Source organism: Neisseria weixii, from assembly GCF_002327085.1.
GTDB classification, from domain to species: domain Bacteria; phylum Pseudomonadota; class Gammaproteobacteria; order Burkholderiales; family Neisseriaceae; genus Neisseria; species Neisseria weixii.
Window position 1 is genome coordinate 1488074 of sequence record NZ_CP023429.1, and the last position, 14080, is coordinate 1502153.

Here is a 14080-nt window from a genome sequence, read left to right on the forward strand (position 1 = left end):
ACTTCAACGGATTAAGCTGTTGTATCGGCGGCTGACTTACCCTCATGAGTGGTGTTTTCAGCGACAACCATCATGCAACCGCGTTTTTTATTGAAAATCACTTTGTAGAGGGTTTTGTTCATGATTGTTTCCTAATACTAAAATTTAATGTTTTAAATTTAAATTATCAATGTTAAATTATTTGGGGCTGACGTAGATTAGTCCTAAATACCACACCAAATTCGCAGAGTTTTTAGCTGCTCTTTTGGCGTACCAAAGTTAAAACGAACACGCATTCTTTCAAGAACAATGGAAAAGATTTACGGTCAATTCCGTTGTATTTTCTCAGAACACGTTTTGCTTGGTTCCAGAAATTTTCAATGCCATTGATGTGGTTTTGACGGTCTGCAAAAATCTGTGAATGATTGATGCGATGATGAATAAATTCGCTTACATCAAGAACATCATAGCTTTTGTAACAGTCTGTATAAACAATACTATCAGGCATGATTTTTCGTTTAATAACAGGCAATAAAGTAGTTTGTTTGGTGTCTTCAACAACAACGGTATAAACTTTACCATATCGTTTTAAAATACCAAATACAGCTACTTTACCTACTACTCCGCGACCGCGTTTGCCTTTACGTTGTCCGCCAAAATAGCTTTCATCTAATTCAACAGAACCATCAAAAACTTCATCTGCTTGAAGTTCTAAATGGTAGGCAATGACTTGACGGATTTTGCGGTAAAACAGGGCTGCTGAATTGGGGTTAATCTCCAACAAATTGGCAGCTGCGCGGGCAGTAACTTCAAGTACAAAAAATTCAAGCAATCTCTTTTGTGCTTTTTTGTTTAATTTACAGTTTGTTATCTTCATTTTTGCAGGGTAGCATAACTGCTAATCTAATACAGCCCCATCTACAATTTCACTCGATTTACTATTGGGTCATATTGAACCAATCAGGTATTGAGAAATGGTTGCAACAGGAAGTTCTTCTTTTACTAAATTACCCAGAACAATTTCTGTTTGGGTTCTTTTAATGATTTTTCTGAAAAGAACTTGGAGTAAAGGATTTTCAGAATTAGCTGGATTTTTAACAACAGCACCAAACCACCACAACATATACAAAAGTTTTATCTAAATTCCGATTCATCTGCGAAACCATTTGCCGAAATTTATCGAGGCAATCCCGAAAATCTTTCAGCAAATGGTTATACTGAACCGCCTTATCTTGCCATACTTGAATGAGATTATTCGGATAATTTTGTAGCAACCACAAACAGGCATGAAGTATGGTGTATCAAGTCAGTCTGCGGCTTTTCCAAATTCAGCATTTGCAGCGGAATAGACGTATAAATTAATCTATTTCTTACTTTGCTCTTCAATAGATTGAGCATTGATAAATGCCATCAATAAAGTTTCAGAATCTTCATCATTGTGAGCAATTGATGAGACCTGAATTTTTGATGCTGTTTGAGGCTTAATCATAATATGCTCTTGCTCTGCCTTTTCAGCAACAGCTTTTGCAAGTTGATTAAAATCTAGTCTTTGGCGTTTTTTCATAGTAAGTGTAAACTACCACAAAATATACCTATTGACTAGCCTATCAAATTTCAAAGTGAGACACTACCTTTGCAAACTCCAGATTTGACACCTTTGCAAAATTTCCTAAAAAGCCGGCTCACTCAAAACCGACATGATTCCCACGCAGACAGGAATTCATCTTAATAATTAAGAAGCCTATTTTATGCAATAGTTTGTCATACTCAACAATGGATTCCCGCCTGCGCGGGAATGACAGTCATTTGGGTTTTCATTGATCATTCATCAGGTTTGGCAAAAACCTCGATTTGGGTTCAGTTCAAAGTTAGATTAGCGCACAAAGCGCAGAAATATGATTGAGACAGGCAAGCCTTTGAGCAGCGCATAACGGAGAGATATGCCGAAGATAGGTTTTGCAAAGGTCTCGGCATACCATATTTAGGAAGATACATACAGCAGCAAGGCCTTATCACGGTCACCTTCAAACATCAGCCGCACATCGCCACCCGCTACGCCGCTCACGCGTACCAACACACCACCGATTTGTCGCTCCAACACTTCCAATTTTGCCCCGCCACGCTGCTGATACACCAATTGCGGGCAAGTTTTTAAGCACCAATGATTCTGCCAATGGATAAAGTATTTCTTGCCCGATTGCAGCGATAATTTTTCATTACCTTTCACAATAAAATACGGATAATCCGGTTTTTTGGTGCGGAATGTCCATTCAGCCCGCTCCGGTTTGCCCTTGCGCTCAAATTCAAACACCGCCCGATAAAGCGTGCCGTATTCCAAAGGCCGAACGGGAAACAGCGCAAATTGCCGCTCACTGAATTGCTGATTTGGGTCGTTGTGTTGGGTCAGCACGCGTTTATGGGTGATTTCCTGTTCGCCTTGATATAATTTGAACGAACGCATTACCACACGTCCTGCTTGGTCGGAAAAAGAAATACTCACCGGATTACCGGTAAACTCATGCCCCGGCATCGGATCCGGCCGCTCGCCCTGAAAATCAGGCATGGCGAAATGTCCCATCGGATAAACCGTGTACAACAACTCTCGCCGGTTTTGCACTTCATCCGCATACACCAGCGCACCGTTGTGACAAGATTGCTTGTAGTAATGACGGTACGGCTCGGCTTTCAGACGGCCTAAACCGCATAATCGGTTAAACCCTTTATGCCCTTGATTCACCACCAGCGCGGTATGATTGCGGCCGTTTTCATAGGCCACACCGGCTTCGTTAATATTTTGTTCCAACAAAGAAAAGCGGTGATAAATCGCCGTCATCAAGCCATCAAGCTGCTGATGTACGGCAAATTCCGCCGCCCTATCCGCATCTTGAAAGCGGCTGCTGGTGCTGACATTCTCATGCACACCTTCATAAATATAACCCGCGTGTCTTGCCCGTTCAGACGGCCTGTTGCCGGTAAAATAACGGCTGGCGCGGTTGTATTCATCATGGCCATCGTCGGGATGTTCAGTCAGATATAGCGCATGATTGCGGGCGGATTGCTCCAAAATCGAAGAATGCGCCAAGGGCTGCAAACCGGCCGTTTTGCGCAAAAAGTTCAAATAGCCCAAGCCGCCCAAACCCGCCACCGCCGAACGATCGTGCGGCGCACTCGCCTGCATCAATTGCTCCGGTGTCATTTTGGGCGGTTGCTGATACCGGAAAAAAGCAAACACAGCGGCAAACAGGCTGAGCCAAAGAATAAGGGATTTCATGATTGTGTTTCAGACGGCCTTGATTGAGCCATTGAGCATAATTGTTTGAATACAGGCATTCTACCAAACATAAAAGCAAGACCGTCTGAAAATACTATTTTTTCAGACGGCCTTGCTGTTCAATCGATTCATTTTTTCGGCTGCACTTGGAATATATCCGGATGTTTTTTCAAATATTCGGTCGCCACAAAACCACCGCCCATCAAAATCAATAAGATGACGGCCAAGGCAATCATGGCGATAACGAATTTATCCATTGCATTCTTTCAGGAGGCCGTCTGAAGCATGATGCTTCAGACGACCCGTGACCTTTGCAAAATCCCTATCTTTGGCACATTTCTTCGTTGTACGCTTGCTCGAAAGCCTGCCTATCTTCATGATATGTCTGCGCTTTCTGTGTTGCTACAACTTTGAACTGTACTCAAATCTAGGGTTTTGTAAAGGTCTCGGCCTGTTACTGCCGATTAGCGTTTGATTTGCGATACGTCGCGCACGGCACCTTTGTCGGCGGAAGTCGCCATCAGGCCGTAGGCGCGCAGGGCTTGGGAAACGTAGCGGTCGCGGTTGACCGGTTTCCATGCTTGGCTGCCGCGTACTTCCATTTCGGCGCGGCGTTGTGCCAATTCTTCATCGGAAATCATCAGGTTGATGCTGCGGTTTGGAATGTCGATTTCGATGGTGTCGCCTTCGTTCACCAAACCGATGGCGCCGCCCTCTGCCGCTTCCGGCGAGGCGTGGCCGATGCTCAGGCCTGAAGTGCCGCCGGAGAAACGGCCGTCGGTCAGCAAGGCACAGGCTTTACCCAAACCTTTTGATTTCAAATAAGAAGTCGGGTACAGCATTTCCTGCATACCCGGGCCGCCTTTCGGACCTTCGTAGCGGATGATGACGATGTCGCCGGCCACGATTTGGTTGGCCAAAATGCCTTCCACGGCGGCATCTTGGCTTTCAAACACGCGCGCGCGGCCGGTAAATTTCAGAATACTGTCATCCACACCGGCGGTTTTCACCACGCAGCCGCGCTCGGCAATATTACCGAACAATACGGCCAAACCGCCGTCTTGCGAATAGGCATGTTCCACGCTGCGGATACAGCCTTTTTCACGGTCGAGATCGAGCGTTTTCCACATGCGGTTTTGCGAGAAGGCCTGCGTGGTGCGCACGCCGCCCGGTGCGGCTTTGAAGCGCTCGATGGCTTCGGTGTTTTCCGGATTGGTCACGTCCCATTTGGCAATCGCTTCTTTCAAAGTCGGCGCGTGAATGGTCGGAATATCGGTGTGCAGTTTGCCCGCTTTTTCCAGCTCTTTCAAAATGCCGAAAATGCCGCCCGCGCGATGCACGTCTTCCATATAATAGTCGTGGTTGTTTGGCGCGGTTTTACAGATACACGGCACCACGCGGCTCAAACGGTCAATGTCGGCCATTTTGAAATCGACGCCGGCTTCATTGGCCACGGCCAGCAAGTGCAAAATGGTGTTGGTCGAACCGCCCATGGCGATGTCCATGGTCATGGCATTTTCAAAAGCGGCTTTGGTGGCGATGCTGCGCGGCAACACGGATTCGTCATTTTGCTCGTAATAGCGGCGGGTAATCTCAACAATCAGGCGGCCTGCTTCCAAGAACAAATCTTTGCGGCCGGCATGGGTGGCCAAGTAAGAACCGTTGCCCGGCAGCGACAAGCCCAAGGCTTCGGTTAAACAGTTCATTGAGTTGGCGGTAAACATGCCGGAACACGAACCGCAAGTCGGACATGCGTTTTGCTCGACTTCCTGAATCTGCGCGTCGGACACATTGTCGTCTGCCGCTTCAATCATGGCATCGATCAAGTCCAAACGACGCTCGTCGGCAATATTGATGGCGCCGATGACTTTACCCGCTTCCATCGGGCCGCCGGATACGAAAATAGTCGGAATGTTTAAACGCATGGCCGCCATCAGCATACCCGGGGTGATTTTGTCGCAGTTGGAAATGCACACCAGCGCATCGGTGCAGTGGGCATTGACCATGTATTCGATCGAATCGGCAATCAAATCACGGCTCGGCAGGCTGTATAACATGCCGCTGTGCCCCATAGCGATGCCGTCATCCACCGCGATGGTGTTGAATTCTTTGGCAATCGCACCGGCTTTTTCGATTTCGCGCGCCACCAATTGACCCATATTGTGCAAGTGAACGTGACCCGGCACAAATTGGGTAAACGAGTTGGCAATCGCAATAATCGGCTTGCCGAAGTCGGCATCGGCCACACCGGTGGCACGCCACAATGCGCGCGCACCGGCCATATTGCGGCCGTGGGTAGAGGTTTTGGAGCGGTAGTCCGGCATGTTGTGTTCCTTTGTTTATTGTGGCGGCGTATTTGAGGCCGTCTGAAAATTGGGAAATTGTTAACAAAAATAAAGTGGTTATTTTATACCAATCAGGCGTAAATCAGCATCTTAATTTGTCGTTTTCTAATATGAAATCAAGATGAATTTACTATACCCGTATTTGCTACTACTGAATTTACTTTTCATTGATTAAATTGAGGCCGTCTGAACCTGAATAAGTTTTTCAGACAGCCTAAACATTATTATTCCGACTCACTCAACCAATCACGCGGCGTTAAAAACTCATTCAAACGCGCTTCCGGGCTGCCTGCTTCCGGCTGATATTGGTATTCAAAGCGCACGAGTGGCGGCATCGACATCAAAATGCTTTCGGTGCGGCCGCCGCTTTGCAAGCCGAAGAGCGTGCCTCTGTCCCACACCAGATTGAATTCGACATAGCGGCCGCGGCGGTAGATCTGGAAATCACGTTCGCGTTCGCCGTATGCGGTGTTTTTCCTTTTGCAAACAATTGGTTGGTAGGCTTTCATATAGCCTTCGCCGACAGCTTGGATGAAATTCAGGCAGGTGTCGAAATCCCAGCAGTTTAAGTCATCAAAAAACAGGCCGCCGACACCGCGGGTTTCGCCACGGTGTTTGAGATAGAAATAATCGTCGCACCATTTTTTGTATTCGGGATAGACTTCCGCGCCAAACGGGCGGCACAGCTTTTCCGCCACGCGGTGCCAATGCAGAATGTCTTCTTCAAACGGATAAAACGGCGTCAGATCGAAGCCGCCGCCGAACCACCACACCGGCGCTTGATTTTCGGGATACGCAATGAAAAAGCGCACGTTGGCATGGCTGGTAGGCACATACGGATTTTTCGGGTGAATCACCAGCGACACGCCCATGGCTTCAAATGCGGCGCCGGCCAATTCAGGACGGTGGGCCGTGGCTGATACCGGCATTTTTTCACCTTTGACATGGGAAAAATTTACGCCCGCCTGCTCAAAAACCGCACCGTTTTTTAACACTCGTGATTCACCTTTACCGAGTTTACTCGTCCATTCGCCGCGTACAAACACCGCGCCGCCGTCTTCGGCTTCCAATGCGGCACAGATGTGGTTTTGCAGGTTTTTCAATACGGACAATACGGTTTCGGTGTGCATGATGTTTCCTTGTTTTTATTGGTGCCGAGGCCGTCTGAAAGATTTCAGACGGCCTTGATGACGTGGTTTGACAAATACCGCTTTCAGACGGCATCAATTGGTAAAAAAGGTATGCGCGCCCAAGTAATTTTTGGCGTAAAACGGCTTGGCCAGTTTTTCGGTTTGAATGGTTTTGCCGCTGCTTGGCGCGTGTATGAATTCTCCATTACCGATGTAGATACCGACATGCGAATATTTGGTGCGCTTGCTGGTATTGAAAAACACCAAGTCGCCCGGTTTCAATTGGCTGTCGGGAATTTTGCGCGAGGCGGCGGCCATATCGCGGGCGGTGCGTGGTAAATTTACGCCGAGTGCGTTTTTATAAATATATTGAATCATGCCGCTGCAATCGAAGCCGGTAGCCGTGGTACTGCCGCCCCATTTATAGGGTGTGCCGACCAAGCCCATGCTTTGAATCATGATTTCTTGCGAACCGTGGGCACGGTCGATGTGGCTGATGCGTACGGCTGGATCTTGCGCACCGATGCCTGTTTGGCGGTTTTCACCGTTTTTTTCGGCTTTTTGGCGGTGGTGCCGCACGAAGCCAACAGCATGGTGCTTGCAGCTAAAAATAAAGCTTTCCAAATCAGTTCCACCGCTTTTCCTTTCACTTTTCAGACGGCCTTACAATAAACTTTCAATCGGGAAAAACGATAAAATACGCGCGGTCACGCGTTTCCAAAATCCTGCTTCCGGCTCTTTGCCGTAGGTTTTGCCATCTTCGGGATTGTACCAATGCAGCTTGTGAAATTTGTTCATGGTCACTTTATAAGCGTATTTCGGCGTGGTTTCCACCAAGCTGCGCTGCATTATGCCCGCCACTTCAGGGCTTTCAATGACCACGCCCATTTCGGTATTCAGACGGGCCGAGCGCGGATCAAGGTTGAACGAGCCGATAAACACCCGCTTGGCATCGACAATAAAAGTTTTGGCATGCAAACTGGTGGCCGAGCTGCCGGTCAAGCCTCGGTCTTTGGTTTTCGGTACAGCATGGTTGGGCTGCAATTCATAAAGGTGTACCCCGGCTTTGAGTAAGGGTTTGCGGTATTTCACATAACCCGAATGTACCGCCGCCACATCGGTCGCCTGCAAGGAATTGGTCAACACGTTCACATCAATGCCTTCTTTGGCCATTTGCAACAAGGCTTCGGTGCCGCTTTTGGTCGGCACAAAATACGGCGACACCAAATATATACTTTTTTGTGGTTTTTGCAGCGCTTTAAACAGCCGCTCCTGAATCGATTGCTTGGAGCGGTCGCGGTTCAAGCCTTTGGCCGGATCATCGCTAATCAGGCGGGTATGCACGTTAAACCATTCGATGTTGTTTTCCTGCATCGATTTAAACAAGCCCGAATTTTCGACTTCTTTGCGGTATTTGGCCAAAACTTCGTTGCTGTCCGAACGATCATATTCCAGCTCTTTGTAGCCTTTTTCAATGCTGCCTTTTTAATGATGCTGGTGGCGTTGTAGGAAGAATTGCTCGCCCAATAGCGGTCGAAATCTTTCGACACTTCGGTAACCACCGGCCCGGTTGCCAAAATATCCAAATCGGCAAAGACGGTGTCTTCCCCGACTTGGAAATATTCGTCACCGATGTTGCGGCCGCCGAGAATGGTGGCGCGGTTGTCGGCAGTCAGCGATTTATTATGCATACGGCGGTTGAGACGCGGAAAATCGGTCAGATAGCCCAACGCACGCCATTTGCGTGACACGAACGGATTAAACAGGCGGATTTCGATATTCTGGTGGCTATCCAGCGCCAACAGAACATTATCTAAACCGTTGGTGTTGTTATCGTCTAAAAGCATGCGTACGCGCACACCACGCTCGGCAGCACGGTGTACCAAATTAAACAATAAGCGGCCGGAAATATCGTTGTGCCAAATATAATATTGCAAATCCAAGCTGACATCAGCCGACTCAATCAAAGCTGCACGCGCGACAAAGGCTTCATGCGCATCGTTTAATAAATAGATGCCTGAAGTCGCCCGATCATTGTCAATCTCGCCTTGTTGCGACGGTTTTAAAATGGCTTCCAAGCGCGGTGCAGAATCCACTTCGATATATTGGCTTTCCGCCCGCTCGTCTAAAGACGGCAGAGCGGCACAGCCGACAAGAAACGCTGGTAACATGAATGTCAAATATGGTGTCTTCATTGAAATACTGTTTCCAGACGGCCTTGTGAATATACAAGACATCCTTGCCGGTTTATTTTTTGCATGCCGTCTGAAAAAATGAACTTAAATTGTTGCTTCGCGCATTTTACCTGATTTTTATTGCTAATTTGTAAGATCTTGGCCATCTGAAACATGCAAACGGTTGAAAATCACGCTGGAAAGCAAAGTAATCAAGCCGACGCCGACAAAAGTGAGTTGGAACGCAATATGCAAATCCGCCTGAGCAAAGCTGCTACCGCGCCAGAACCAGAGCATCAGCGCACCTACAGCAATACCTAAAGCAATGGCCAATTGCTGGTTGACAGCCATCAGGCTATTACCGCTGCCGGTCTGATAACTGCGTAAATCCTCCAGTGTGAGCGTGTTCATCGATGAAAACTGAATCGAATTACACATACCCATCAGCAGCAATAAAATCACCCACACCGCTATCGGTGCCTGTCCGTCAGGTATCGCCAGCATAATCAACACGCCCAGAATACGCGTATTCCAAATCAGCACATTACGATAACCAAACCACGCCATAATCGGCTTGATGGCCGGCTTCACCAGCAACGAAGCCAGTGCAATCGGCGCCACCAGCCAGCCCGATAAACTCGCACTGTAGCCAAAGGCCACCTGAAACAGTAAAGGGAGTAAAAACGGCACCGAACTAATTCCCAAGCGGCTAAACAAATTGCCCGTCAAGCCCAGGCGGAACGTGCGCACTTTAAACAGATGGCCGGCATAAATCGGATCGGGTGCGGTTTTCGCATGACGTAATACAGCCACATTAACACCGCCCCGCTTGCCGCCAGCAGCAATGAAAACGGCGCGGCATTAGAATGAGACACAATTTCTACCGACAAGGTCAGCGCACACGCTGCCGCAGCAAACATCAGAAAACCGCTTAAATCCAACGCCGTTTTCTCACCTTTGACATCAGGCATAATTTTCCAGCCGACGATCAGCCCCATCAAGCCAATCGGCAGATTCAGCAGAAAAATCCAATGCCAAGACGCATATTCCACCAAATAGCCGCCGACCAACGGCCCAACACCGGCCCGATTAAAGCAGGCATCACCGCATAATTAAACGCATTGAGTAATTGTGATTTTTCATACACACGCAAAATCGTCAAACGCGGCACCGGCACCAGCATAGACCCGCAATACCCTGTACCGCCCTGGCCAGCACCAACATCGGCAAATTTGGCGCAGCGGCGCACAATAGCGAGCCCAGCATAAAGATGGAAATTGCAGCGAGAAATACTTTTTTCGTGCCTACACGGTCCACCAAATAGCCGCTTAAAGGAATCAGCAGCGCCACAGTTACAGTTAAGGTATAAACAATCACCGCCATTTGCATATTCAGCGGCGATTCATGCAAATCTTCGGCAATTTTGGGCAACGCGGTATTTAAAATGGTGGTATCCAGCATTTGCATGAAAATGGCAATAGCCATCAACAGCGGCAGCCAGCGGGAGGGTTTCGCAGCTTGAGTCATCATGATTCGGCTTAAATAATGTTTTTTTTTCATCAATATCGAGCATTGTACCTGAATTTAAAGCCTGCTTAAGGCATTCAAGGCAGTCTGGAAAACCGCTGAATTCAGACTGCCTGAGATCTTTGCAAAACTCCCTGAAAAGCTACTGAACAAAGAATCGACGCTATTCCCGCACAGACGGGAATCCATTTTTGAATATGGCAAACTATTGAATAAAATAAGTTTCTGAAATTTTAAGATGACTTCCCGCCTGTGTGGGAATGACGGCTGTTTTGGTTTTTATTGGTGGTTCATCAGGTTTTGCAAAGGTCTCGGCATAAGGTCAAATCTTTCTTTCAAACCTTTAAAACTGATTCAGACGGCCTTTTATCATAATTTTTATTTATAGATATATAGATTATAGATATATAGATATGCCATCTGAAAATTATCTTCATTTCAATATAAACAAATTATCGATTGAATTTAATGATAATGATTACCATAATATGAAGCATTAGAAGGAATAAGCTTTTTAGCTTTTAATCATTTATCCGCAAATTTATTTTGAAAAATTCAACTTGACCTGTTACATCGAATTACTTAAAGTACAAAATTATCCTTTACTCATTACAATAAAGAAATCTCTGCCAAAATGAGCGTAAAAACCCCTACCCCCATTATCCGTTTCGACAGCGTCCCGACCGATGCATATTTCTTCGGTACCTGCGTTCTCGACATCTTCATGCCCGAAGCCGGTATGGATGCCATGACCTTAATCGAGCAGCAAGGCATCCGCATCCATTTTCCGATGGGTCAGAGCTGCTGCGGCCAGCCTGCTTATTCTTCAGGCCACCCGCAAGAAGCGTTTGAGGTAGCCAAAGCCCAATTGGATCTGTTCCCTGAAAACTGGCCGATTGTCGTGCCATCAGGTTCATGCGGCGGTATGATGAAACACCATTGGCCGACTTTGTTTAAAAACACACCTTACGAAGCCAAAGCCAAAGACGTTGCCGGGCGTGTGATCGAATTTACTCATTTCCTATTGGCCATCGGCTATCACCCTGAAGACAAAGGTGCGCCGGTAAAAGTGGCTGTGCATACCTCTTGCGCGGCACGCCGTGAAATGAATGTGCATCTTTCCGGCTGGGAATTGATTGACGGTATGGAAAATGTCGAACGCATCGTACACGACCATGAGAGCGAGTGCTGTGGCTTTGGCGGCACATTCTCGGTAAAACATCCCGACATTTCCGGTGCCATGGTCAGCGATAAAGTGGCTGCATTGAAAGAAACCCAAGCCACCGAAATCATCAGTGCCGACTGCGGCTGCATGATGAACATCGGCGGTAAAATTGCTAAAGACGAACCCGACATGCCGGCACCGAAACACATTGCCACCTTCTTATTAGAACGTACAGGAGGCAAAGCATGAACGCACGCGACAATATCCTGGCCAAGCTGAGAAAAGCCGATGCCTACCCGATGATTGAGCCGAATACCGCTGATTACTACCGTCAAAACGAAATGACCTGGGAAAGCGAAACGGCACGTCTGAAACATTGGGCGGTGACCATGCGCGCGGTGAAAACCGAGATTTACTGGGTAACCCGTGACAATTGGCCGCAAGTGTTCCGCCAGGCCGCCGAAGAAAAAGGCCTGAAAAACATCTTATTGCCATTACAAACTTCAGACGGCCTCAAAGCCCAAGCCGCCTTGGAAGCCAGCAACATTCAAACCTTGTCGTTCGACCGTAAAATCGAAGACTGGAAAGACGAATTTTTCCTGCAAGTCGATGCCGGTTTCAGCGGCTCAAAATGCGGCATCGCCCGCACCGGCACCATCATGCTGGAATCGAGCCCCGAGCAACCGCGCAGCTTAAGTTTGGTGCCGCCGGTGCATTTCTGCCTGTTTGATACCAGCAAAATGTATGGTGAATTCCACCACGCCGTTGAAGGCGAAAAACTGGTTGAAAACGGTATGCCGACCAATATCATTCTCATCTCCGGCCCATCGAAAACCGCCGACATCCAATTAACGCTGGCCTACGGCGCGCACGGCCCGCGCGATTTGGTGGTGCTGGCAATTCTGCCCGACCACATTTCACCTGCCGATTTGGAGGAAACCGCATGAGCAGCCAAACCATCCGATTCCACATGAAGCCGGAAACCTTCAAACAAAACACCGCCATTTCGCTGCAGGACAAACCGTTGCGCAAAAGCCTGCGCACGGCGATGGATATGCTGATGACCAAGCGCAAAGCCGTGTTGTCAGACGAAGAAGAATTGCAAACCCTGCGCGATTTGTGCGAACACATCCGCCAACGCTCGCTGTCACGCCTGCCTGATTTGCTGGAGCAACTCGAAGCCAACCTCACCCGCTTGGGTGTAAAAGTACACTGGGTAGAAACCCCTGCCGAAGCCTGCACCATCATTCACAATATTATGAATGCCCACAACGGCAAATTAATGGTCAAAGGCAAATCGATGGTCAGCGAAGAAATCGAGCTGAACCATTATTTAGAAGACAGAGGTATTCGCGCGGTAGAAAGTGATTTGGGCGAATTCATCGTTCAGATGGCCGGCGAAAAGCCGACCCACATTGTGATGCCCGCTATTCACAAAACCAAAGAGCAAGTCAGCGAATTGTTCCATCAAAACTTAGATACCCCGCTGACCGATGACGTTGACCAGCTCACCGGCTTTGCCCGCATGGCTTTGCGCGATATTTACCGCACTGCCGACGTGGGCTTGAGCGGTGTGAACTTTGCCGTCGCCGAAACCGGTACCTTATGTTTGGTTGAAAACGAAGGCAACGGCCGCTTGTCAACTACCGTGCCGCCGGTGCATATTGCCATTACCGGCATTGAAAAAGTTGTAGCCAAATTGTCAGACGTGCCGCCGCTGTATAGCTTGCTGCCACGCTCCGCCATCGGTCAAAACATCACCACTTACTTCAATATGATTACCGGCCCGCGCCGCAGCGAAGAGCTGGACGGACCGCAGGAAATGCACTTGGTATTGCTCGACAACGGCCGTACGCAAGCCTATGTTGAAGAACAAATGCGCCGCACTTTGCAATGTATCCGCTGCGGTGCGTGTATGAACCACTGTCCCGTGTACACCCGAATCGGCGGTGCCGCTTACGGTACCACATACCCGGGGCCGATTGGCGAAATCCTGTCACCGCACTTGCTGGGTTTGGAAAGCACCAGCGATCTGCCGACCGCATGCAGTATGTGCGGCGCATGTGTGGAAGTGTGCCCGGTACGCATCCCGATTACCGAACAAATGCAGCGTCTGCGCGTAGAAGCCCAACGTTCCCCAAGCGAAGTGGTACCGCATCCGATTCGCGGCCAAGGTGCCGCGCATACCTTTGGCGAACAAATGGCATGGCGCACGTTTAACGGCATTTTCAGCGGCAAAAAAGCCTACCGTGCATTCGGTTGGGCAGCAACCAAATTCCGTGCTTTAACCCCAAACAAGCAATTGGGCTGGACTGATAGCCGCGTGCCGATGAAACCTGCGAAAAAAACCCTGCATGAAATGATGGCGGAGAAACAACGCCAATCCTAATTTTATATGACTGAATCAAGGCCGTCTGAAACGTTCAGACGGCCTTTCGATTATGGAAACAGGGATAAATATTCCGCTAAAATTTGCATAAACCCCTACT

The 14080-nt window shown here is 48.3% G+C and carries 10 protein-coding genes and 4 pseudogenes; 3 read left to right on the forward strand and 11 right to left on the reverse strand.

Annotation, left to right across the window (positions count from 1 at the left end; translation table 11 throughout):
• Nucleotides 1-11: 11 nt before the first annotated feature.
• The 11 genes and pseudogenes from CGZ65_RS15150 to CGZ65_RS14645 form a co-directional block, all read right to left on the reverse strand.
• Entirely contained in the window at nt 12-122 is a 111-nt protein-coding gene (locus CGZ65_RS15150; protein WP_096295314.1) for an ESPR domain-containing protein, read from the reverse strand.
• A gap of 81 nt (nt 123-203) precedes the next feature.
• Nucleotides 204-856: pseudogene (locus tag CGZ65_RS07525) on the reverse strand (IS1595 family transposase).
• Nucleotides 857-925: 69 nt separating this feature from the next.
• On the reverse strand, nt 926-1102 hold the full coding sequence (locus tag CGZ65_RS12860) for a hypothetical protein (RefSeq protein ID WP_157742735.1): 177 nt from the start codon (nt 1100-1102) through the stop codon (nt 926-928).
• A gap of 240 nt (nt 1103-1342) precedes the next feature.
• Nucleotides 1343-1543: a hypothetical protein gene (locus CGZ65_RS07535; RefSeq protein ID WP_096295313.1), complete on the reverse strand. Its 201-nt coding sequence runs from the start codon at nt 1541-1543 to the stop codon at nt 1343-1345.
• A gap of 417 nt (nt 1544-1960) precedes the next feature.
• The gene (locus tag CGZ65_RS07540) at nt 1961-3250 is read right to left on the reverse strand and encodes a CAP domain-containing protein (RefSeq protein ID WP_096295401.1); all 1290 of its coding nucleotides are present in this window, start codon (nt 3248-3250) and stop codon (nt 1961-1963) included.
• A gap of 128 nt (nt 3251-3378) precedes the next feature.
• On the reverse strand, nt 3379-3507 hold the full coding sequence (locus tag CGZ65_RS14640) for a hypothetical protein (protein WP_269768586.1): 129 nt from the start codon (nt 3505-3507) through the stop codon (nt 3379-3381).
• Between the two features lie 207 nt (nt 3508-3714).
• A complete protein-coding gene (gene ilvD, locus CGZ65_RS07545; protein ID WP_096295402.1) occupies nt 3715-5574 on the reverse strand; it encodes a dihydroxy-acid dehydratase in 1860 nt (619 codons plus the stop codon).
• A 245-nt stretch (nt 5575-5819) separates the two neighbouring features.
• On the reverse strand, nt 5820-6725 hold the full coding sequence (gene hemF / locus CGZ65_RS07550) for an oxygen-dependent coproporphyrinogen oxidase (protein ID WP_096295403.1): 906 nt from the start codon (nt 6723-6725) through the stop codon (nt 5820-5822).
• Nucleotides 6726-6818: 93 nt separating this feature from the next.
• A pseudogene (locus tag CGZ65_RS07555) lies at nt 6819-7318 on the reverse strand (C40 family peptidase).
• A gap of 70 nt (nt 7319-7388) precedes the next feature.
• Nucleotides 7389-8920: pseudogene (locus tag CGZ65_RS07560) on the reverse strand (phospholipase D family protein).
• Nucleotides 8921-9043: 123 nt separating this feature from the next.
• A pseudogene (locus CGZ65_RS14645) lies at nt 9044-10429 on the reverse strand (MFS transporter).
• A gap of 631 nt (nt 10430-11060) precedes the next feature.
• Between CGZ65_RS14645 and CGZ65_RS07570 the strand changes: the two are divergent.
• The 3 genes from CGZ65_RS07570 to CGZ65_RS07580 are packed head-to-tail and all read left to right on the forward strand — an operon-like array spanning nt 11061 to nt 13980.
• The gene (locus tag CGZ65_RS07570; RefSeq protein WP_096295404.1) at nt 11061-11840 is read left to right on the forward strand and encodes a (Fe-S)-binding protein; all 780 of its coding nucleotides are present in this window, start codon (nt 11061-11063) and stop codon (nt 11838-11840) included.
• Complete coding sequence (locus CGZ65_RS07575) at nt 11837-12538, forward strand: LutC/YkgG family protein (protein WP_096295405.1); 702 nt, start codon at nt 11837-11839, stop codon at nt 12536-12538. The genes CGZ65_RS07570 and CGZ65_RS07575 overlap by 4 nt, the downstream gene beginning before the upstream one ends.
• The gene (locus tag CGZ65_RS07580; protein WP_096295406.1) at nt 12535-13980 is read left to right on the forward strand and encodes a LutB/LldF family L-lactate oxidation iron-sulfur protein; all 1446 of its coding nucleotides are present in this window, start codon (nt 12535-12537) and stop codon (nt 13978-13980) included. The genes CGZ65_RS07575 and CGZ65_RS07580 overlap by 4 nt, the downstream gene beginning before the upstream one ends.
• The last annotated feature ends 100 nt before the right edge of the window (nt 13981-14080 follow it).